The 20,431-nt window shown below is 64.1% G+C and carries 17 protein-coding genes and 1 pseudogene; 8 read left to right on the forward strand and 10 right to left on the reverse strand.

Going from position 1 to position 20,431, the window contains the following annotated elements:
- Positions 1-85: 85 nt before the first annotated feature.
- Both AC3WWH_RS26710 and AC3WWH_RS26715 read left to right on the forward strand, forming a co-directional pair.
- Complete coding sequence (locus tag AC3WWH_RS26710; RefSeq protein ID WP_058322425.1) at positions 86-853, forward strand: adenylate/guanylate cyclase domain-containing protein; 768 nt, start codon at positions 86-88, stop codon at positions 851-853.
- A 168-nt stretch (positions 854-1,021) separates the two neighbouring features.
- A complete protein-coding gene (locus AC3WWH_RS26715) occupies positions 1,022-2,587 on the forward strand; it encodes a sensor histidine kinase (RefSeq protein WP_058322426.1) in 1,566 nt (521 codons plus the stop codon).
- A gap of 69 nt (positions 2,588-2,656) precedes the next feature.
- On the opposite strand, the gene AC3WWH_RS26720 is transcribed toward AC3WWH_RS26715, so the two are convergent.
- Positions 2,657-3,175: a GNAT family N-acetyltransferase gene (locus AC3WWH_RS26720; protein ID WP_058322427.1), complete on the reverse strand. Its 519-nt coding sequence runs from the start codon at positions 3,173-3,175 to the stop codon at positions 2,657-2,659.
- A gap of 467 nt (positions 3,176-3,642) precedes the next feature.
- On the opposite strand from AC3WWH_RS26720, the gene AC3WWH_RS26725 reads away from it, so the two are divergent.
- On the forward strand, positions 3,643-4,839 hold the full coding sequence (locus AC3WWH_RS26725) for a TCR/Tet family MFS transporter (RefSeq protein ID WP_058322428.1): 1,197 nt from the start codon (positions 3,643-3,645) through the stop codon (positions 4,837-4,839).
- An 81-nt stretch (positions 4,840-4,920) separates the two neighbouring features.
- Here AC3WWH_RS26725 and AC3WWH_RS26730 read toward each other — a convergent pair whose 3' ends face one another.
- From AC3WWH_RS26730 to AC3WWH_RS26750, 5 genes are all read right to left on the reverse strand, one after another.
- Positions 4,921-5,367, reverse strand: coding sequence for a GNAT family N-acetyltransferase (locus AC3WWH_RS26730; RefSeq protein ID WP_063891480.1), 447 nt, complete (start codon positions 5,365-5,367; stop codon positions 4,921-4,923).
- Positions 5,368-5,866: 499 nt separating this feature from the next.
- Positions 5,867-6,556 (reverse strand): RES family NAD+ phosphorylase, encoded by a 690-nt coding sequence (locus AC3WWH_RS26735; RefSeq protein ID WP_058322430.1) that lies wholly within the window; start codon positions 6,554-6,556, stop codon positions 5,867-5,869.
- Positions 6,553-6,957 (reverse strand): antitoxin Xre-like helix-turn-helix domain-containing protein, encoded by a 405-nt coding sequence (locus AC3WWH_RS26740; RefSeq protein ID WP_058322431.1) that lies wholly within the window; start codon positions 6,955-6,957, stop codon positions 6,553-6,555. Before AC3WWH_RS26740 ends, AC3WWH_RS26735 begins: the two co-directional genes overlap by 4 nt.
- Before the next feature lie 201 nt (positions 6,958-7,158).
- Complete coding sequence (locus AC3WWH_RS26745; protein WP_058322432.1) at positions 7,159-8,916, reverse strand: adenylate/guanylate cyclase domain-containing protein; 1,758 nt, start codon at positions 8,914-8,916, stop codon at positions 7,159-7,161.
- A 311-nt stretch (positions 8,917-9,227) separates the two neighbouring features.
- The gene (locus tag AC3WWH_RS26750) at positions 9,228-10,277 is read right to left on the reverse strand and encodes an aldo/keto reductase (RefSeq protein ID WP_058322439.1); all 1,050 of its coding nucleotides are present in this window, start codon (positions 10,275-10,277) and stop codon (positions 9,228-9,230) included.
- Positions 10,278-10,615: 338 nt separating this feature from the next.
- On the opposite strand from AC3WWH_RS26750, the gene AC3WWH_RS26755 reads away from it, so the two are divergent.
- Entirely contained in the window at positions 10,616-10,861 is a 246-nt protein-coding gene (locus AC3WWH_RS26755) for a hypothetical protein (protein WP_197417334.1), read from the forward strand.
- Positions 10,861-11,580: a SphA family protein gene (locus AC3WWH_RS26760; RefSeq protein WP_245299139.1), complete on the forward strand. Its 720-nt coding sequence runs from the start codon at positions 10,861-10,863 to the stop codon at positions 11,578-11,580. The genes AC3WWH_RS26755 and AC3WWH_RS26760 overlap by 1 nt, the downstream gene beginning before the upstream one ends.
- Positions 11,581-11,941: 361 nt before the next feature.
- Here AC3WWH_RS26760 and AC3WWH_RS26765 read toward each other — a convergent pair whose 3' ends face one another.
- Positions 11,942-12,622: a glutathione S-transferase family protein gene (locus AC3WWH_RS26765; RefSeq protein ID WP_057253852.1), complete on the reverse strand. Its 681-nt coding sequence runs from the start codon at positions 12,620-12,622 to the stop codon at positions 11,942-11,944.
- Between the two features lie 288 nt (positions 12,623-12,910).
- On the opposite strand from AC3WWH_RS26765, the gene AC3WWH_RS26770 reads away from it, so the two are divergent.
- Positions 12,911-14,869, forward strand: a complete 1,959-nt coding sequence (locus tag AC3WWH_RS26770; protein WP_058322433.1) for an elongation factor G — start codon at positions 12,911-12,913, stop codon at positions 14,867-14,869.
- Positions 14,870-15,023: 154 nt separating this feature from the next.
- On the opposite strand, the gene AC3WWH_RS26775 is transcribed toward AC3WWH_RS26770, so the two are convergent.
- From AC3WWH_RS26775 to AC3WWH_RS26785, 3 genes are all read right to left on the reverse strand, one after another.
- Entirely contained in the window at positions 15,024-16,019 is a 996-nt protein-coding gene (locus AC3WWH_RS26775; RefSeq protein ID WP_112994453.1) for a HupE/UreJ family protein, read from the reverse strand.
- On the reverse strand, positions 16,019-16,867 hold the full coding sequence (locus AC3WWH_RS26780) for a peptidyl-prolyl cis-trans isomerase (RefSeq protein ID WP_058324850.1): 849 nt from the start codon (positions 16,865-16,867) through the stop codon (positions 16,019-16,021). Before AC3WWH_RS26780 ends, AC3WWH_RS26775 begins: the two co-directional genes overlap by 1 nt.
- 82 nt (positions 16,868-16,949) lie before the next feature.
- Positions 16,950-18,890 (reverse strand): DUF3604 domain-containing protein, encoded by a 1,941-nt coding sequence (locus AC3WWH_RS26785; RefSeq protein ID WP_492377328.1) that lies wholly within the window; start codon positions 18,888-18,890, stop codon positions 16,950-16,952.
- Positions 18,891-19,116: 226 nt separating this feature from the next.
- On the opposite strand from AC3WWH_RS26785, the pseudogene AC3WWH_RS26790 reads away from it, so the two are divergent.
- Together AC3WWH_RS26790 and AC3WWH_RS26795 are read left to right on the forward strand one after the other, a co-directional pair.
- Positions 19,117-19,356: pseudogene (locus AC3WWH_RS26790) on the forward strand (efflux transporter periplasmic adaptor subunit); the annotation flags it as partial.
- A gap of 128 nt (positions 19,357-19,484) precedes the next feature.
- Complete coding sequence (locus AC3WWH_RS26795) at positions 19,485-20,357, forward strand: helix-turn-helix transcriptional regulator (protein ID WP_058324845.1); 873 nt, start codon at positions 19,485-19,487, stop codon at positions 20,355-20,357.
- Positions 20,358-20,431 lie beyond the last annotated feature (74 nt).

A 20,431-nucleotide genomic window follows, 5' to 3' on the forward strand; every position in this document is an offset into this window, starting at 1 on the left:
TATTATTCCAGCCGTTGCTAAAGCGCGACAAATGGCAGAAGCTCCGTCTACGCCACTTTGGCCATGTGAGCCGGAGACGCAGACCATGACCGAAGCCTCTACCATGCAGCCGGCCCATCGCGGCGACGCCAGGATCTGCCGCGGATGCTGGGACCAGATGCACATGCCGATCCCCATTCGCGGGCCGCTGGCGCTGCCGTTTCGTGCCTTCGGCATCACCCGCAGCAAGATGAACCCGAACATCTGCACGATCTGCGAACGCTCCTTCCGTTACGTCAAGAAGCAGAGTCACGTTGCGGCAAGCGCGACCATTCTTTTTGCCGACATCCGCGGCTTCACCCATTTGTCCGAGCGCATCGAGCGTGTCCGGCTCAGCGAAATCGTCAGCCTGTTTCAGGACCGCTGCGCCCAGGCGATCTGGGCGCATGACGGCATCGTCAACAAGCAGATGGGCGACGGGCTGATGGCGATCTTCAATTTTCCCATTATCAGGAAAGATCACGCGGAAGCCGCGATCCTGGCCGGGAGGGACATCCAGCGGCTCTGCGCGGCGGCACTTGGCAGCCTGCAGTTCGACGACCTCAAGGGAGAGACGCTCGGCGTCGGTGTCGGCATTCACTCGGGCGAGGTCGAGATCGGCGAGTTCTCGAGCTTCCGCAGCGATTTCACCGCGATCGGCGGCACGGTCAACCTGGCCTCAAGGCTCGAATCCCAGGCCGAGGCGGGCGAGATCCTGATCTCGACCGAGACCGCCGCTGAGGCGGCAGCGCTCACGATGGGCGCCGGAACCCGGCTGCTTGTCCTGAAGGGCATCGACCAGCCGGTGGAGGCGAGGGTGCTGGCGGCGCACTGATCCGGCGCACCGTTGCAACTGGAGGGAGCCCACGGAGGGAGATTGCACTGAGGCGATAGGGGTAGGCCCGGAGCAAGCTGCCAGCAGTTGGCGCGGATTTGCGCGACAACGTCCTTTGCACGGCTGCCGCTGCGCCCTTGGGTGTCTCGTCGGGAAGGGAGCGCCTCGATGACCATCGCGCACGATCAAAGCCGGGAACAGATGAAGGGCGAGCTTGAGGACAGTGAACGGCTGCAGGCCATCAGCCTCGAACTGATCAAGGACGGGCGACCGCAGGCCGTCTACGAGACCATTTTGGATGGTGCGGCCGCCATCATGCGCTCGCAATTCGCCAGCCTGCAGATGCTGGATGCCGACCGGGGCGCCGCTGGAGAGCTACGCCTGCTTTCCCATCGCGGCTTCAGCGACGAGGCCGCGCAATTCTGGCATTGGGTCAGCATGGACCGGGCTTCCACCTGCGCGCTCGCCCTGCGCACCGGGCGGCGCGTCGTCGTTTCGGATGTCGAAACCGCTGCGTTCATGCAGGGTACGGCGGATCTGGCCCATTACCGGCAGAGCGGGATCCGCGCCGTGCAGACCACGCCGCTCCATTCCCGCGTCGGAACGCTCATCGGGATGTTGTCGACCCATTGGGCGCATGTGCACCGACCGAAGGAGCGGGAACTGCGTCTCCTCGACGTGCTGGCACGACAGGCGGCCGACCTGATCGAGCGCGAGAAGACGGAGACGGCGCTTCGGGCGAGCGAGGAACGGTTGCGGACGGCGGTGGAGGTCGGCGGTCTGGGGCTCTGGGACTGGAATGTCCTAACCGGAGAGGTGCATTGGAGCGACGAGTATTTTCGCATGCTGGGTTACGGGGTGGACGAGGTGACGCCCAGCTATGAAAACTGGTCCGCGCGCATCCACCCGGATGACCGGGCGGAGACCGAGGCCTTGCTGCAGCACGCGCGGGAGGCCCGCACAGAGTTCGTCACGGAGTTTCGCACCCTGCATCCGAATGGCGCCGTTCGCTGGCTGCACGGCCGCGGCCGTTTCTTCTACGATCAAGGCGGGCAGGCGATCCGCATGGTGGGCGCGATGACCGACACCACCGAGCGGCGGCAATGGGAAGACCGCCAGAAGGCGCTGGTTGCCGAGCTGCAGCATCGCACCCGAAACCTCATGGCGGTCGTGCGGGCCGTTGCCGAAACCACCGCCCGCAGAGCCAAGGACCTGCCGGATTTCAGCGCGCATTTTCGCAGCCGCCTGTCGGCGCTGGCCAGGGTCCAGGGCCTGTTGTCGCGCCTGGCCAACCAGCAGCGGGTCACCTTCGATGAGCTGCTCCGGGCAGAACTGGCGGCGGTGGATGCGGATATGGGGCGTGTGCGGCTGGACGGTCCCAGCGGCGTGAAGCTGCGTTCGTCGACGGTGCAAACGCTGACCATGGCCCTTCATGAACTGGCCAATAATGCCGTCAAGTACGGTGCCTTGGGTCAGGCCGGTGCAGCACTTTCCGTTCGCTGGCATGTCGAGGCCGGGCAGGATCAAAAGCTCTGGCTTCACATCGACTGGCACGAAAGCGGCGTGCGCATGCCGCCGGCAACCGGTGCCGGCGAGGGCATCGGGCACGGGCGCGAACTGATCGAGCGGGCGCTGCCCTACCAGCTTGAGGCGAGAACGAGCTTCGCCCTTGGGCCGGATGGCCTGCGCTGCACCATCTCCATGCCGGTCTCCGAGCTCAACATGGCTCGATGAGGCAGGCTTCGACACTGTTCTGCAACCTTGCTCTGCCACTGCGAAGACACATCGCGAGGGGGGATGCGACTACCCGGCCAGAGGGGCTTCCATGAAGATGAGATGGTTGCGCAGTTCGGGAGGTGCTTTGTAGTAGGGTGCGATCTCCTGGAATCCCAGGGAGCGGTAGAGGCTCAACGCCTCATCGTGGTTGCGGCCGGTATCCAGCCGCATGGCGGCATAGCCCCGCTCGGCAGCCACGCGCACGAGGGCCTCGGCGAGACGGCGGCCCAGCCCCAAGCCTCGGCCCTCCGGGCTGATGAACATTCGCTTCATCTCGCATGTACGTTCGTCGATCCGCTGCATCATCACACAGCCGATCACCTTTCCGTTCAGGCGGGCAACAAGAATCTCCCCATCTGGAGCCGAATGGATTTTCGGCAGGCTGTCCAGGAGTGCGGCCCATTGTTCCGGCGTGTAGTACCGGTCGACGAACCAGGCGTTTTCGCCATAGCGCGATCGGCACCAGTCGAGGAAGCCGTTGCACAAGGATCGAATGGCAGGAAAGTCGTCAGCTTCGGCCGGGCCGATCTCGGAGTTCTGTTCCATCGCTGCGCTCCACTCACGAATTCTGCATCGGAAAGCGGGCGCTCCGTCCCGAGTTCCGCGGCCACCGAAAGGGAGGCCACAGTCGGGCCGGGCTCAAGGACTTGTCCGCTCTGACGAATGTCGTGGTTTCTGCCGCAACTGTAGTCGAAAAAGGCCCTGTTGACCATTTGCCGGTGCTGAGCGCGGCGCGCTTCTGCTTCCGCAAAAACGTGGGGCTTGCCGCGTCCCGCCATCCGGTGTTAATTGCATGCCATCGCGAAAAGCGACTGCTTCCCTTGATCCGCTCAGTGGCGGAGTAAACAGGTGGACGAATCCACGTCCAGGCAGTCAAGCACACGCCATCCCTGCCGTTTGAGCACGGATCGGCCAGCGTTTCCCAAAACCTATCGCCTGCATCGTCAGGTCACCCAATCGCAAGGCATCGGCGCCTCTTGGCGTGGGCGTGCTTGCGTTGATCGGAACGCATCATGAAGAAATCCCTCATCGTCATTTTTACTGCCATTGTGCTCGATGCCGTGGGCATCGGCCTCATCTTTCCCATCCTGCCTTCGCTGCTGAAGGACGTGATCCATGCCGACAACGTGGCGCCCTATATCGGCACGATGACCGCGCTCTACGCGGTCATGCAGTTCATCTGCGCGCCGGTGCTGGGTGCGCTCAGCGATCGGCTGGGCCGCCGGCCCGTGCTCTTGATCTCGCTCGCGGGTGCTGCGGTCAACTATCTGTTCCTCGCCTTTGCGCCCAATCTCTGGATGCTCTTTGCGGGCCGTGCGATCGCCGGGCTGACGAGCGCCAACATGTCGGTCGCAACCGCCTACCTCACCGACATCACGCCCGAGGACAAGCGTGCGCAGCGCTTCGGCCTGTTCAACGCCATGTTCGGCATCGGCTTCATCATCGGCCCGGTTCTCGGCGGCGTGCTCGGCGACCACTGGCTGCGTTTGCCCTTCGTCGCCGCGGCGGTCCTGAACGGCTGCAATTTGGCTCTGGCGTACTTCGTGCTGCCGGAGTCGCGCGCACCGAGCCGCGAGAGGATCGACCTTGCCGCGCTCAACCCGCTTCGGCCGCTGCGCTGGGTGTTCTCGGTGAAGAGCGTGCTGCCGATCGTCTTTCTCTTCCTGATCTTCAGCGCCACGGGAGAGGCCTATGGCACCTGCTGGGCGCTCTGGGGCAGCGAGACGTTCCAGGGGAACGGGCTCTGGATCGGCCTATCGCTCGGCGCCTTTGGCGTCTGCCAGACGTTTGCCCAGGCGGTTCTCCCGGGACCTGCCGTAAGACGCTTCGGCGAGCGCGGCGCCATTCTGGTGGGCGTCGCCGGCGTCTGCCTTGCCCTGACCGTCATGGCCTTCGCGACCGAGGGCTGGATGATCTTCGCGATCATGCCGGTCTTTGCGCTCGGCGGCATCGGCGTGCCGGCGCTGCAATCGCTCGCGACCCGGCAGGTCGACGAGAACCAGCAGGGCCAGTTCCAGGGCGTGCTGGCCTCGGCCGTGAGCCTTGCATCGATCATCAGTCCGCTCGCGTTTTCGAGCATCTACTTCGTCGTTCGCGCGCAATGGCCGGGCGCGATCTGGCTGTCGGTCGTCGTCGTTTATGCGTTGGGCGGGCTGCTGGTTCTCGGCCTGCGCCTGACGAAACCGGTGGCGGCCTCAGTCGCGTCATAACGCGTCGCGGGGCAGGCCATGTGAATGCGGATGGGATCGCGATGATCCCATCCGCTGCCGAGCGGGACGATGCCCCGGGGGCTATTTCGATGGGCGATCCAGCCGCATCACCTTCTCCTCGCCGAGCATCATGCCGGTCTCGCGGAAACCGAAGCGGTGATAAAGGGCGTGGGCGCGGGTGTTTTCCGGGTAGACGCCGAGATAGATGTTGCCGCATTCGGGGATGCCGGCCATATGTTCCAGCAGGGCGGCAAGCGCCTTGGCACCGTAGCCCTTGCCCTGGTGGCGGGCGTCGATCATCAGGCGGTAGATCCAGTGGTTGCCGTCATCCGGATCGAGCGCATACATGGCGAAGCCGATGGGGGCGCCTTCGATCATCACGGCAAAGCCGACGCATTCGGGGCGTTCGGCGAGTTCTTCCAGCGACTCCTCGTTGCTGGCGATGAAATCCATCTGGCTTTCATGCACGTCCAGTTTTCGGATGACGTCGGGATCGACGGCATCGACGGGTAGAAGCGTTATCGTCATTCGTTTCCTCATGGTTGACGCCGGGCCCGCGTGGAGCGAGGCGGTTGCCGCGTGCCCCTCATCCGCGCGGTGAGGGATTTGCCCTCATCCGCACGGTGAGGATTGCCCCTCATCCGCCTGCCGGCACCGTCTCCCGCCTGCGGGGAGACGGGACGCTGTGGCGCTTGCCTGTGTCCATCTCTAGCGTTTGCAGGTCGCGCCGATCCTGTCTCGTCGCAGCCTTCAACGGGCTACGGCGAGGCGGGACGCTTACCGTTTTCCCTCTCCCCGCCTGCGGGGAGAGGGTGAGGGTGAGGGGCAGTTCTTGACGGATGCGTGGCGCGTGTTCCGCCGGGAAAAGGCGTCGGTAATAATTTGATTTATAAGTTGTTTCTGTTCAGGCCGCATCCGGCCCCCGGCAAGTCTAGCGCGGGAATCCGGAAAGGCGAGCCCTTGTCGGGGAGGCGCATTGCGGGAACATTGCGGGGCCGCTCTCGGCACTTACGTCGGCTCCTGAGGATCAGTCTTCGTCCAGAATGCGCGGCTCGGGCGCGCCGGTCCATGCGAAGGTGATGGTGCGGCCCTGGCGGATGTTCTGGATGACGGCGGGGCGGAAGACGGCGAGGCATTCGCCCTCGGGGTCGCGGGCAGACGGGTAGATCAGGCCGTTGCCGCCTTCCGCCAGAATCGTGGCGGCGAGCGCCTGGCCGGCGGGGTAGGCGACCGTGGTATCGGGATCGAGATAGGCGGCTCCCTTTTCTCCGCGCGCATCATGAAAGCGGCAGGTGAAGCCGGCGATCAGCTCGCGGTAGCGGCCGATGTCGTGAAAGCTGCCGGCTTCGCCGAGCGCCCGGGTGCGGTGATAGACGATTTCCGCCTGACAGGTTTGAAGCGCGCGCGGGCCGAAGGCGCAATACCAGGCGCCGCGCTCCTCGCCGTTGAAGCGGTTGCCCGGCGGGCGCGCATGGCAGAAGGCGGCATTGATCAGCGACCAGCCGTAGCCGAAGGTCTCGTTCAGCAGTTCGGCCGGATCGACGCCGACAGGCAAGGCGAGGGGGCTGAGGCGCGCCGAGGTCATCGCCTCCAGCCGATTGAGGATCTCGATCTCGTCGTCATCGTCGGCGAGCGGCTTGACGGCGGGCTCGTCAATATAGGCGGTCGAGATCAGCCGGACGGTCGCCGGCTCGTTGAAGTCGATCTCTGATATCATAGGCCGCCGCGCAGGCCATCGAGATAGCGCCGTACCTTCAGCATCACCGGAATGCCGCCCTCGATCATCAGATCGACGGGCGAGTGGCCATTGAAGAGCGGGCCGGTATTGACCGCCTTCGGCCATTGATAGGTGAGTGGGCCGTTGAAGAAGAGCCGCAGCCCCTTGAATATGCCGACGATCAGGCTCGCGCGCATGCGCTTGTCCTGGTCGAGCCTGCCCTTGAAGTCACCCGCCTTCATGCGGTTCCAGGTGGCGATCGGCACATCGAACAGCTGGGCTGCCTCCCTGTTGGTGAGGTTCCAGAGGTCGCAGGCTTTGACCACGGCCTTGACGATAACCGCCTCTTCCTGCCGGGCCGCTTGCCGATCGGGGGCGAAAGCCGGTTGAGCGCTGGCCATTTTTGTCTCCTATGCCGCGACTTCGTGTATCATATGATATGAAATGGCGATGCTGGGCGAGAAGTCAAGGGGCGATGGCGACGTTTGCTGTGCGGGGTGCTGCCGGAGAGACATCACCGCCGAGGCTCCGGCTGGATCGGAATTTTCCTGCGTGCGTGCCTCTGATGGGGAGCGATCGGTTCTCGAGGTCGATCCAACCCGTCAATTCAGGCCGGCACGGGCAAGTCCCTCGATCAGACGCGCCCGATCCTCGGCGCGAACGAAAGAAGATGTTGCTGCGACGGCGTCCCGTGAGATGTCAGGGACTAGCGACTTGAGCCGTCCGAGCAAGTCCGTGGCAGCCTCCTGGTTGTCCAGAAGTCCGGCACAGGCCGTGCCGATGATCAGCGGAACCGCGTGGCCGGACCGCAAGCGATGCGCCTCCCGTGCGTAACTCAATCCAAGTTCGTAATTCGCGCCCTGGAAATAAGCCATGGCGTAGTAAAACTGAAAGTCGCCGAGAAAAGCCTCGCGGGGGCTCAGTCTGAGGGCGTAGTCGATGCAAGGAATGGCGTCCGCCGCGCGGCCCCCGTTGGCATGCGCAAGCCCCAACTGGCCGTGTGCAAACGCGGAGTTGGGGTTGATCGCGACAGCCTGGCTGATCGCTGCCATCGCCAGGACATTGTCACGCGTCGCAAAGGCTATCATCGCCTGCGCAAGGTAAGTCCACTGTTCCTTATCGTCCGCGGCAATGGCTTGTTGGACGAAATCCCTGGCAAGGGCCAGGGCGTATCCCATGTCCTCCCATCCCTGGAACGCGCGCCACACGGTAATCCAACCTTTCATCGCGAGCGCCTGGGCATAACCGGGAGCCAGTCCGATTGCCCGATCGAGCAGGGGGAGCATCTTGCCGCTGCTCTCCTCAGACAACTGGGAACACAGGAACACCGCCCGCACGACACATTCCCAAGCATCAAGGCCATGATGCGGCTTGGGGCTTTCGCGGGCATGCTCTGCCGCCAGGAGTTCCGGCCCGATGCGGCCGACGACGCTTGCGGTGATTTCGTCCTGAATAACGAAGATGTCGCCGAGGTCGCCGTCGTACCTCTCGGCCCAGAGTTGGACTTCGGAGGCCGCATCGATGAGCTGCGCGGTCACCCTCACCCGGTTGCCGGATTTGCGCACACTCCCCTCGAGAATATAGCGGATCCCGAGTTCGCGCCCGATGGCGCGCACATCCACGGGCTTTCCCTTGTAGGTGAACATCGTGTTGCGGGCGATCACGAAGAAGCCCTTGAGCTTGGATAGCGCGGTGGTGATGTCCTCGGTGAGTCCATCGCTGAAGAAGTCCTGCTCCGGGTCGGCGCTCATGACGTTGAACGGCAGCACGGCAATGGATGGTCGATCCGGAAGTGCGGGCCTGGGCGATACCGTTCCTGCGGTCGTCCTTTCCAGAAGGGGGCGGTACAATCGCACCGGCCGCTCCATGTTCTTGAGCGCGCGTTCGCCGAGGTACTCGTAGCCGCAGTCAAGCTTGCCCGGGAGGTGATCGTACGCCGTGCCGGAAATGCAAATGCCGCCTGGATCCGCCAAGGTCTGGAGGCGGGCCGCGATGTTGACGCCATCGCCGTAGAGATCCCCATCAACCTCATGGATCACATCACCGAGATTGACGCCGATCCGGAAGATGATGCGTCGCTCCGTCGGGATATCGGCCTGGTTCTCGGCAACCCCCTTCTGGATGGCGACCGCGCACGCGACGGCATCGACGACCGAGCCGAACTCCACGAGCGCACCGTCGCCCATCAGCTTGACAATACGGCCCTGATGGTCGGCCAGCAGCGGATCGATCACCTCCCGGCGCAGAACCTTGAGGGCCGACACCGTCCCGGCCTCGTCATGTTCGACGAGGTGGGAATAGCCGACGACATCAGCGGCCAGGATCGCGGCCAGCCGCCGCTCTGCTCTTGCAGTTGCCATGGCTGTCTCCCCCTCAGGAGATCCGCCGGATGAAGCCAGGCAATTGACGCGACATGCACCATCCGGCTGCCCGACACCGCGACCGTGCTGGTTCATGATACCACTGAGACGGCCATATAGCGACGCTTCACGAGGTACCGCCTTCAGCAGGAACAGGATCCGCGAAGCGGTCACTGGAAAGGTCTGTTGCCGTCCAATGGAGAAGGAAGGTCGGTTTTCCTCACGAGATCGCGTCGGCCTTCATCGGAATCTTGTGGCACTTGCTCCATGATGCTGAAGAGGCGTTGGCGAGCCGGATAGGGCACCTTCCTCTACAAATGCGGCCCCAGCAGCGAGAAATCGGCTTCGCCGAGCCGGTCCTTGGCGCTCCGGAGCTGGTGCCAGTAGGGGTAGATCACCGGCGGCAGGCTGACGGCGTCGAGCAGTTCCTTTTCCTCGTCGGAAAGCTTCAGGCCGGCGGCGGCGAGGTTGTCGTTGAACTGTGCTTCCGTGCGGCCGCCGATGATGACGGACGTGACGCCCTTGCGGCCGATCAGCCAGGCGAGTGCCACCTGCGCCGGCGAGACGCCGCGCTCGCTTGATATCGCCACCAGCATGTCGACGATCTTCCACAGCCGCTCCTCGTCGCGGATCGGCGGCTCGTTCCAGCCGGCGAGCTGGCGCGTTCCCTCTGATGTCTCGCCCCGCCGGTGCTTGCCCGAGAGCAGGCCGCCTGCAAGCGGGCTCCAGACGAGCACGCCGAGCCCCTGATCGATCGAGATCGGCATCAGTTCGTATTCGGCCTCGCGGGCTTCCAGCGTATAGTGGATCTGCTGGCTGACGAAGCGCTGCCGGCCCTCGCGCGCGCTGATGCCGAGCGCCTTCATGATGTGCCAGCCGGAATAGTTGGAGCAGCCGATGTAGCGGACCTTGCCGCTTCGGACGAGGCTGTCGAGCGCTTCCATCGTTTCTTCGAGTGGCGTCTGGCCGTCCCATTCATGCACCTGGTAGAGATCGATGACGTCGGTCTTCAGCCGCTTCAGGCTCGCCTCGCAGGCGGCGATCAGGTGGTGGCGCGAGAGCCCGCCGTCGTTCGGTCCGGGCCCCATGGAGAAGCGTGCCTTGGTGGCGACCAGCACGCCGTTCTTGCGCTTGCCGCCAAGCACCTCGCCGATGATCTCCTCTGAGTAGCCGGTCGAATAGATATCGGCGGTGTCGATCAGGTTGACGCCGGCGTCGAGGCAGAGATCGACATAGCGGCGGGCGTCCTTGAGGCCGACATTGCCGACCTCGGCGAACTTGCCGCGGCCGCCAATCGTCATCGTGCCCATGGTGATAACAGAGATTTTCAGGCCGGAGCGGCCGAGCAGCCGGTATTCCATGGTCTCGGATCCTTTGCTGATGCGCTGGGAAAGCAACGAAAACGCAAGCCTCCGTTGTGGAACAAACCGAAGGCGACAGGCGGTAAGGTAGCGGCCTGTGCCGGGCGGGCAAGGTGTGTATGCCTGCACCGTCCTGCAATCGGATGTTGCGGTCCTTGAGGCTCCTTTTTCCTGAAGCGCGCCGCGATCCTTCAGGTTCGCTCCTTGCGCTTTAAGTTCTTGATATTTCGCATCTCGTGATCGCAAACCGCTGCGCACTTTTGCGCGAGATGCTTTCGGGCTGGCTAGGACACGTCAAGATGGTATCGTCTCTGCCGAGAGATGAGGGGGGTCACTCGATGAGCGTTGCCAAGAGTTTGCTGTCCGCATCGGCAATCGCTGCCGGCCTGTGTTGCGTGGTCGCGCCTTCGACGGAGAACGCGGCTGAAAACGGTGCCGGCTTCTATCTGCTCGGTGCCCGTGGCCCGATGGCCGGCCTTCTCGCACCGCCCGGAACCTACTTTCAGAACGACACCTATTTCTATGTCGGTGAAAGCAGCTTCCGCTCGGCGGCCAGATCGTCGGCGAAGTCGACGCGACCCTGATCGGCGTCTTCGGCACCGGCCTCTGGGTCATGCCCGAGGAGGTGCAAGGCGGCAATCTCGGCTTTACCGCGATCGTGCCTTTCGGCGGCCCCGACATCGATGCAACGCTGTCAGCGCCGAGGGCCGGCCGTTCGGCCTCCGCAAGCGACTCGATCTTCACCATCGGCGACCCGGTGGTTGGCGTCGTGCTCGGCTGGCACGAAGGCGATTTCCACTGGACGGCGAACGCCAGCCTCAACGTGCCGATCGGCGACTACCAGAAAGGCGAGCTCGCCAATCTCTCCTTCAATCGCTGGGCAGGCGACTTCACCCTTGCCGGCACCTGGTTCAACCCGGAAGCCGGTTTCGACCTTTCGGGTGCCGCGGGCTTCACCTTCAACGGCGAGAACCCGGCGACGGACTATCGCACGGGTACGGAATTCCACGCGGAATGGGCGGTTACCAGGCACTTCGGCCAGGAATTCTCCGCCGGCGTGGCGGGCTACTTCTACCAGCAGGTGACGGGCGACAGCGGTCCCGGTGCAAGCCTCGGCGACTTCAAGGGCCGTATCGCCGCAATCGGCGGCACCATGGGCTACAATTTCAAGATGGCCGAGACGCCGGTCTCTCTGACGCTGAAGATTTTCCAGGAATTCGGCGCCAAGAACCGGCCGGAGGGTACCGCCGGCTTCGTAACCGTCGCCTTCCCGATCGGCACGCCGCCGGCGCAGGTGAAGTAGGCTCCGCTCTCCGCAGGTTGCCCCTCATCCGCGCGGTGAGGGGGGCCCTCATCCGCCTGCCGGCACCTTCTCCCCGCAGGCGGAGAGAAGGGACACGTGGCAACCGCTCGTCTCAGCGACAAGCATCTTCGATTTTTCTCTGACAACAACGGCTCCGCTCGACAACGCTGCGAAGGGGCACGTTCCCTCGCCCCGCGAGCGGGGAGAGGGCTAGTCGTCGGGTTAAACCCGAGAAGAGGGGCAGACTTCGTCTGGATTTGGCGGCGAACGGAGCGGTCGACGGCGTCACAGTGCGTCTTGCCATTCCGATTCACGAATGCGGCCGATCTTTCTGTATTCCCTTTTATTTCTGGCGCTTGGCTCACATCTCGAAAAACCGCTCGGGCATCAGGTTCCGGTAGGGAAACATATGGAAATAAGGCCGCGCTTCGGTGAGCACGCGGCGCACGGAGGCGCGCTCAAGCAGGCGCTCGAAATAGGCTGCGAGATGCGGGTATTTCTCATCGAAGGGCTCGACGATGCCGCCATAGAAGAGCGCAGGCGTGGCCGCGCAATCGGCAAGGCTGAAGGCATCGCCGGCGGCGAAGGTGTTCTCAGTGAAATGCTTGTCGGCCATGCCATAGGCAACGGCAAGGGAAGCGCGGGCGTCGGTGACGCCGCGATGGTCGTTTTCGCCTGATGCACGCAGCGTATCGGTGACGATCTTCTGCATCGGCACATGGATGTAGAGATCGAAGAAGCGATCCCAGAGGCGCGCCTTGAGGGCCGTATCCTGATCGTCGGGGATCAGCCGCTGGCGGCCGGGATAGTGGCGGTCGAGATATTCGATGATGATGGAGGTTTCGGGCATCACGACATTACGGGCGCTGTCGGTCAGAACCGGCATCTTGCCTACCGGCCAGAGTGCTGCAAAGCGGGCCGCTTCCTCAGGATCGAGCAGATCGACAAGGCTGCTCTTGAAGGGGGTATCGTTCTCGTAAAGCGCGATCAGCACCTTATGGCAGAAGGACGCAAGCGGATGCTGGTAAAGCGTGAGGGACATGCGGACGGTCTCCGGCTCGGACGGTTCCAATGAATGGATGGCGCTTCGATAGAACTAGCGCCGCGCTTTCGATTGTCGATCTCGACAATGATATAATTTCACAACCGGTTTAAATTGACAATCAGATTATGGGCATCCGGCGACGCCGATTGTCGACGCAGCGGGCACCGGAACTGTGCCGAATTTGCGCATAGCCATTGAAAGCGCAAAAGCTGCCCTAGAATTAATAGAGTAAGGGCGTCGCAACGCTCGGCGCCTTCTGGCAAACGCGACAGGGGAGGATCGCCGATGCGCTGCTTCACGGTACTTGGGCCCTCACAGACCGGAAAAACCACGCTGGCAGAAAAGCTGGCCGGTCTGGAGGGGGCCTCCAGAAAAGCTGTTTCGCCCTATGGACTGAACCTCACGGAATTCGAGTTTGGCGGCGAACCCTGGTGCGCGCTCGATGCTCCCGGCGGTACCGAGGCGCTTGGCCACGCGCAGCATGCGCTGATTGCCAGCGATGCCTGCGTGCTCTGCGTCTCGCCGGCGCCGGAGGAGGCGGTGCTGGCCGCGCCCTATCTCAAGGTGATCGAGGCCTCGGGCACTCCCTGCATTCTCTTCATCAACCGCATGGACGAGCCGCGGGCGCGGCTGCGCGACGTGATCGCCGCCCTCCAGGACTATTCCGGCCACATGCTGCTCTTGCGGCAGGTGCCGATCCGCGAAGGCGACAAGATCGTCGGCACCTGCGACCTGATCTCCGAGCGCGCCTGGCGCTACCGCGAAGGCCAGACCTCGGCGCTGATCGAGATCCCCGATACGGTGATGGAGCGCGAGAAGGAGGCGCGCACCGAACTGCTGGAACATTTCTCCGAGTTCGACGACTGGCTGCTCGAGGAGCTGATCGAAGATCGGGCGCCGGCAAGCGACACGATCTACGCGATCTCCACGCGGCTCTTGAAGGAAAACCGGATCATCCCGGTGCTGGTCGGCTCGGCAAGCCATGCCAATGGCATCATGCGGCTGATGAAGGCGCTGCGCCATGAGGCGCCCGCTGTGGATGCGCTTCGAAACCGTCTGGCGGCGGCCGGCTCGATTGCCGAAACCGCCCTTTCGGCTGTCAGCTTCCATGCCTACCACCGCGCCAATGTCGGCAAGACCGTGCTGGTGCGGGCGCTGACATCGGGGATCAAGCAGGGCGCAACGCTCGGCGGCGGCAGCCTCGGCTCGCTGCAGGACCCGGTGACCGGAAAACCGCTGCCAAACGCCACGCCGGAGGCGGGCGCGATCATCGCGGCGGTCAAATCCGAGCATCTGCCGGTGCCGGCGCTGCTTGCCGGCAATAGCACGGCCGAGGCGCCGGACTGGACGGTGCCGCCGACGCCGATGCTGGAGCGCATCCTGGTGCCGGACAGCGAGCGCGACGAGACCAAGCTTTCCGGCACGCTCGCCAAGCTCGCCGAGACCGACCGCGGGCTTGCGGTCATGCAGGAGGAGGGAACCGGCGCCCAGCTCGTCTGCGTGCAGGGGCCGATGCACCTGCGCGATCTCTGCAAGACGCTCGCCGACGTCTTCCACGTCGGCGTCACCGACAAGCCACCGAGCCCGACCTATCGCGAGACGGTGCTGAAACCCTCCGACGTGCATTATCGCCACCGCAAGCAGACGGGTGGCGCCGGGCAATTTGCCGACGTCAAGCTCAGCGTGCACCCGAACGAGCGCGGCACCGGCTTCTCCTTTGCCGAGACGGTGAAGGGCGGGGCGGTGCCGCGCAACTTCATCCCGGCGATCGAGGCCGGGGCGCGGGAGGCGATGGAGAAAGGCCCGCTCGGCTTTCAGGTGATCGATGTCGGCGTGACCTTGACCGACGGCCAGCACCATTCGGTCGACAGCAACGACTTCGCCTTTCGGGCGGCGGCCAAGATGGGCGTGCGCCAGGCGCTGTCGCAGGCCTCCGCCGTGCTGATGCAGCCGGTCATCCGCATCGAGATCCACATCCCCTCGATCTATTCCGGCAGCCTGGTGCCGATTGTCTCCACCTACAAGGGCCAGGTGCTCGGCTTCGACCGCGACGAGACCGCCAAGGGCTGGGACATCTTTCGCGCACTGGTGCCCGGATCGGCGCTGGACGATCTCGCCCGGGCACTGCGGGCGGCCACGCAGGGGATCGGCTACTTTTCCAAGAGCTTCGACCATTTCGAGGAGCTCTACGGCAAGGAGGCCGATGCGGTGATCCACGCGCATGGGGCGCAGCAGGCGGGGTGAGGCGAGCGGCCCTTCGGGCAGATGTCGGTGTTCATGGGGTGGTGCGGACGGCTCAACTCGATTGCCGGGCTCTACGGCGCCGCGCGTCTTATCAGACGCGCAAAGGTCGCTGTAGAACTTTGCTTGGCTGCATGTCGCGCAAGAGCGCCGCGCTTCAGGCTGCCAGGCTGGCGATCCTGGGAATGAACCAGAGCATCGCGCTGGTGCCGATGCCGTAGGCGATTGCCCGGCGCGCGAAGGCGGCGTGGTAACCAACCACCGCGCGCCCCGCCCAGGCAACCGCCAGAGCCGCGGCAACGAAGATGATCTGTCCCGCCTCGACGCCGAGGTTGAAGGTCAAGAGGCTCAGCGGCACATCCGACTGCGGTAATCCGATCTCCTTCAGCGCGCCGGAGAAGCCGAAACCGTGCAGCAGGCCGAAGGCGAAGGCGACGACCCAGGGATAGGTTTCCGACAGGCGCGCTTCGTTCGGTCTGGCCTTGAGCAGTTCGCTTGCGACGAAGGCAATGCTGAGGGCGATCGTTGCTTCGACCGGCTTCTGGGGAAGACTGAAATAGCCGAGCGATGCTCCGGCGAGCGTGATGCTGTGGGCGACGGTGAAGGCCGTGATCGTCTTGAACAGCATCCAGCGGTCATGGATCAGCAACATGAGCGCGAGCACGAAGATCAGATGATCGAAACCCAGGAGTATGTGCTCGACGCCGAGCAGGAAATAGGTCCGCGCCACTTCAAGACTGGGCTGGGTGCCGGCCGCAGTGAAGGTGGGCGCCTCGGGCATGAGGCGCCCAACCTCGGTGCCGCCATTCTCGTATTCGATGCGCACCAGTGCTTCGGTCAGCGTGGCCTTGAGCCCGTCGATGACGATCGTGCCATTCCGCAATCCCCCCGCGCAGTCGACGGTCCACCGCTCCAGATAGGCGCTGCCTTCGAACCACCGGATCGGCGTGGCCCTTTCGATGCACTGTTTTGGCAGATGCGCGTCGAGCGCCAGCCGCATCCTGCCCTGCGCCGGCACCTTCCAGAGAACGGCGAAGGTGTCGTGCGCCGTTTCGCGTATGTCGAGATATGCCGGCCGAACCTCATGAGCGATAGCGGAAGCGCCGAGCAGCAGGAGGATCGGCAAGGCGAGAAGCGCGCCAAGCGGTCTCATCAGTTGTCTCCTGCAGCGGTGGCGGCTTCGACGCTCACCTGGTAGCGAGCGAGCAATTCACCGAAGCGTTGCTGCTCAAGTTGGGCACGCTTGGCGTTTTCCCACTCCCTTGCCACTTCGTCGCGGACGTCCTTGAGTTGCGGCACCCGGCCCGGCGCATGCTCGGACACCCGGACCAGATGGAGGCCGAAGCTGCTGGCGATCGGCCCCGTCCACTGACCGAGCGGAGCCTTTTCGAGCCCGTCCGCAAGGTCGCCGCCGAAGGTCTGGTCGATCGCCGCCTTGCTTGTGAGCAGAACTGCCGCGGGAAGCAGGGACGCATCGCCAAGCGAAGCAGGGTCGGCCATGTCGTTGCTGCGGAGCTCCGCGAGCAAGGCGGCGGCGTCCTCAGCAATCGTGTCGCCGTGCCGGGCGGGATTGAGAAACACCTGCTCGAATGCCAGCTTCGCATCGCTGGCGAAGGTTGCCGGATTGGCCTCGAGATAGGCTTCCAGTTCCGGATCGGTGACCGTCACGGGGACGGCGTCGGCGGCGTTCAGAAACTCCATTTTCTGCCGCAGGCGGCGGCGCACGACCGTGTCGTCCCGGTCGAGCCCGAGTTCCAGCGCCTGGCGGACCAGAATTTCTTCCTTCACATAGTCGTCAATCATGCCTTTCAGCTCGTCCGCCGTCGGCGAGCGCTGCCAGGTCTTGGTGAAGACCGTTGCCATCTGCTCGATCTTCGACGCACTGACGACGATTTTTTCCGGCGCATCGGCGCCGGTGCGCAGAAGGCCGTGCGCGGCGAAAATCAAAAGTGCGAGTGCCAGGAAATGGACCAGCGGCTCTCGTAAGATGCGTTTCAGCATGGCCGTGCTCGCTCGCTTGACGGAGGGCGGCGGGCGCATGGTCTTCGTGCGTCCGCCCGCATGCGGTCATCCATCTCCCGGATTATGGCGTGTACCAGATCGGAGAGGTGTAGGCGCGCTCGGTCACGGTCATGCGCGTGCCTTCCAGCGGCCTCGTCCCGAAACGCTTGGCGTCATAGGCCGTCCACCGGGGCGTCGGGATCTCAATGACGCGGCCGTAGTAGAATGCCTTCTGCTTCGGGTCGAACTCCGGGTCCTTCCAGACCGCGATCAGCTCGGGCGCGCCGATGGTGTTGGTCCATGTGGCGTTCTCGATGTCGACCGTATCGCCGACAGACGGCACTTTGCTGTCCGTGCCCGGCTTGCGGTCTCCGCCCCAGGCGACATCGTAGACCTGTTCGTGCGTCTCGCCCTTGTCGTCAAGCCAGCCCTTGACGACCTGGTAATGATCGAGATTGGCGCCGATCGGGTCCCTGAGCGCGGCAACGAGAAATGTCGGTGCCTTGCCCTCAGGCGCCGCCGTCAGATCGCCACCCATGGGCACGCCCTTGGCATAGCCGATGGCGCCGGGATTGCGGCCTTCGGCATCGGCCGGTTCGAAATCCCAGCCGCCGAAGAAGCGCACGAGCATGCGCGGCCCTGTTGTCGCATAGGTCTCCTTGCGCTGCATGGCGTCCCAGATTGACTCGCGGGTGTTTTCCACCGCCCAGACGGCTGCGTAGCCAGACGCCCCGACCTCCCAGTCCATCACCGTTATGTTGGTCTTAGGGTTCTTGACGAAGGTTGCAGTCAGTCGTTCCGGGCTCGGTTCCTGGGGGGTCGTCTTGCCGAAGAAGTTCTCTTCCTCCATGGCCGACAGACCGGTATGCGAGTCCGAGCTGCCCACCAGCCCAAACTTGTAGGGATTGGTGCCGAGTTGAGCCTCGAGCTTGAGGCCGTTCTTGAACGCCGAGCGCGCATATTCGAATTCGAGCATGTCCGGCGTCTTGCGCTCGCTGGCATCGAGGTTGCCGAAGTCCCAGATCTCGAAGTTTGCGAACTCGTCATTGGGCGCGAGCGCCGGGTGCGCCTCGCCGGTGCCCTTGGTCTGGGTTGTCTCATAGAGCCGTTCCCAGCGGGCGCGTTGCTCGACATAGTCCTTGTCCACCGGCTTGCCGGTGAAGGATTCGATCATCGGGAACATGCGCCCGTTGGACAGGTTGCCGTTGTGGGCGATCGCCAGCACACTGCCACCGGTCTTGTCCTCGTAGGCCTGCATCCACTTCCACAGGTCGCGCGGATTGTCGCTGCCGAGCGGCTTCAGCGTCGTGTAGGGCAAGACCTCGTTCGCCTTGTCGGCATTGTCGCGGAAGATGACGTTGCGGTGCAGGTTGTTGCCCGCTGTGTTCGATGTCCATTCGTAGCCGATGAAGGCGGTGAAGCGGCCGGGCTCGTTATATTCCTCGGCCGCCTTGATCGTGTCCTGCCAGGCGTTCTTGTAGGGGCGGGTGTCGGGCCCGTAGATCATCGACTGCGGCAAGGTGCCCTCGCTGAACCCGACGATGATTTCCATCGCCGCCTTGCCGCCCTGACCCGACTTGATCATGTCGTACCAGGTCTTGGCCTGCGGATCGGAGATAACCTCCGGCTTGCCGGCGAAGAGGTCCGGAAACATGCCCATGTTGTCGGAGTGGTCGGAGACCACCAGGAAGTCGAGCGGGCGCGACAGCTTGGCGGGCTGGCCGCTCGACGCCATGACCTCTTCGCCGCGGGCGAAGCGATAGGCGTCGCGCGGCGTCAGCCGCGCCCCGAACGCGCCGGCGTCGAATGAGGCTCCGGTGTGAAGATGCGTGTCGCCGAACAGGGGGCGGGTCGGAAAATTGCGGCCTGCGTAGGGCGAATAGAGCGGCTTGGCGGCAAAAGCCTTTTCGGCCCTGGCGGCGTCCGGCGTGCCGATGTCGCCGTGTTCCTGTGCGGCTGCCGGGAGCGCCGGGCCAAGGCTCAGAATGCTTGCAAGGATCAATTTGGCAGACTTGTTTCTCATCGCTTTCCCCTCCGTGCGGCACGGCCGCTTCGCGAAAGACTGAGCTACTGCACGGAAACAATCGCACGGCGCTGCGGGGATTTCCTTGACTTTGATCAAGATCACCAGGGCGATGAGGGGGCGGGCCAGCGAGCAGGACAAGCGGGCAAAAGCTCGCCCGCCGCCCTCCGATGCCAGCTAACGGTCAGTCGGCAAACTCGGCGTTGCGACCTTCCCGTTCCTCTGACTGCAGGCGATCGCCTCCGGGCAGGCGCGCGTCTCCGGCACGGCGGTGGCGCCGGAGGCGGTATCGGCCGCACCCTTCATCGTGCGGATCAGGCTGGATGACGAGGCCTTTGCCGCAAGGCTGCCCGCGGGCGCGGCAGGGGTTGCCGCTGTATTCACCGACCGGGTAAAGGCGGCGCATGTGATCCGCCGGGTGCTTTTGCGCCAGATCGCGATCACCAACTATATCAACCCGTTCTGATGGAGCAACGGAAGCCTGATCTGGCAGCGGAAGCAAAGGTGGCGATCAACTGCGCGCCCGCCGTTGTTAAGCCGCCGATTGCGACGTAGCATGGCCACCCCATGCCGAGGTCCAGGTCGCAGCAGGTCATGTCACTTTCTTCCATTCAACCATCGCCACAGATCCTGCTCACCAGTGCCGGGCGGGCATGGAACGGGCTTTCGGCCGACTTCATCCATATTCCGCGCGGCCGGGTGCATGTGCCGGGCGGCGAGATGCACCGTCTGGGCATGCATTTCGGTCCGCCGGTCAACGCCGATTGCCAATGCGGCGGTCGGCGCATGCGGCGGGTGCAGAAGCCGGGCGATATCGACATCATTCCGGCCGGCGTCGACGGTTCCTGGGAGGATGATGCCGACTGCCGGATCCTGCGGCTCAGTTTCTCGCGATCGCTGCTCGACCGGGTCGCGGCCGACCTCGGGCGGCATGGCGACAGGGTGGAATTGATGCCGCAATTGCAGCTGCGCGACACCAGGCTCGAAGCGATCGGCTGGGCGATCAAGGCGGATCTGGAGGCCGACACGCCATCCGATCCGCTCTATATCGACCTTCTTGCCAATGCGCTTGCCGTGCGGCTGATCGAGACCGCGACGGGCGGACCGCAACGGCCGGAAGGGCGGAGCGAACCGAAACTCTCGGCGCGGCAATTGCGGGTTCTGACCGAGTTCATCGAGACCCATCTGGACAAGAGGCTTCATCTTGCCGACCTTGCCGCGGTCGCGGGCTTGAGCGCCACGCGGCTGAAGACGCTCTTTCGCAACAGCACCGGCCTGCCGGTGCACCAATATGTGATCCGCCGCCGCGTCGAGCATGCCCGTGCGCTGATGACCACGACGATGATGCCGGCGAGCGAGATTGCGGTCGCCGCCGGCTTCGCCCATCAAAGCCATATGGCTTCAACGATGCGCCGGCTTCTGGGCGAGACGCCTAGCGAGATCATGCGACGCGCGGCCGAAATCTGACCGAAGCTGCAAAATCCTGGCCGAATCTGTGCGACGAGGGCCCTCGCGGTCCCTAGTCCTTGCCGATCTTCAGC

The sequence above is a fragment of the Ensifer sp. EB106-03-01-XG145 genome, assembly GCF_058792075.1.

What these genes read in the sequence shown, in the direction of transcription:
- AC3WWH_RS26710 (WP_058322425.1), top strand. Translation starts at nt 86, where the DNA reads ATGACCGAAGCCTCTACCATGCAGCCGGCCCATCGCGGCGACGCCAGG.
- AC3WWH_RS26715 (WP_058322426.1), top strand. Translation starts at nt 1,022, where the DNA reads ATGACCATCGCGCACGATCAAAGCCGGGAACAGATGAAGGGCGAGCTT.
- AC3WWH_RS26720 (WP_058322427.1), bottom strand. Translation starts at nt 3,175, where the DNA reads ATGGAACAGAACTCCGAGATCGGCCCGGCCGAAGCTGACGACTTTCCT.
- AC3WWH_RS26725 (WP_058322428.1), top strand. Translation starts at nt 3,643, where the DNA reads ATGAAGAAATCCCTCATCGTCATTTTTACTGCCATTGTGCTCGATGCC.
- AC3WWH_RS26730 (WP_063891480.1), bottom strand. Translation starts at nt 5,367, where the DNA reads ATGACGATAACGCTTCTACCCGTCGATGCCGTCGATCCCGACGTCATC.
- AC3WWH_RS26735 (WP_058322430.1), bottom strand. Translation starts at nt 6,556, where the DNA reads ATGATATCAGAGATCGACTTCAACGAGCCGGCGACCGTCCGGCTGATC.
- AC3WWH_RS26740 (WP_058322431.1), bottom strand. Translation starts at nt 6,957, where the DNA reads ATGGCCAGCGCTCAACCGGCTTTCGCCCCCGATCGGCAAGCGGCCCGG.
- AC3WWH_RS26745 (WP_058322432.1), bottom strand. Translation starts at nt 8,916, where the DNA reads ATGGCAACTGCAAGAGCAGAGCGGCGGCTGGCCGCGATCCTGGCCGCT.
- AC3WWH_RS26750 (WP_058322439.1), bottom strand. Translation starts at nt 10,277, where the DNA reads ATGGAATACCGGCTGCTCGGCCGCTCCGGCCTGAAAATCTCTGTTATC.
- AC3WWH_RS26755 (WP_197417334.1), top strand. Translation starts at nt 10,616, where the DNA reads ATGAGCGTTGCCAAGAGTTTGCTGTCCGCATCGGCAATCGCTGCCGGC.
- AC3WWH_RS26765 (WP_057253852.1), bottom strand. Translation starts at nt 12,622, where the DNA reads ATGTCCCTCACGCTTTACCAGCATCCGCTTGCGTCCTTCTGCCATAAG.
- AC3WWH_RS26770 (WP_058322433.1), top strand. Translation starts at nt 12,911, where the DNA reads ATGCGCTGCTTCACGGTACTTGGGCCCTCACAGACCGGAAAAACCACG.
- AC3WWH_RS26775 (WP_112994453.1), bottom strand. Translation starts at nt 16,019, where the DNA reads ATGAGACCGCTTGGCGCGCTTCTCGCCTTGCCGATCCTCCTGCTGCTC.
- AC3WWH_RS26780 (WP_058324850.1), bottom strand. Translation starts at nt 16,867, where the DNA reads ATGCTGAAACGCATCTTACGAGAGCCGCTGGTCCATTTCCTGGCACTC.
- AC3WWH_RS26785 (WP_492377328.1), bottom strand. Translation starts at nt 18,890, where the DNA reads ATGAGAAACAAGTCTGCCAAATTGATCCTTGCAAGCATTCTGAGCCTT.
- AC3WWH_RS26795 (WP_058324845.1), top strand. Translation starts at nt 19,485, where the DNA reads ATGTCACTTTCTTCCATTCAACCATCGCCACAGATCCTGCTCACCAGT.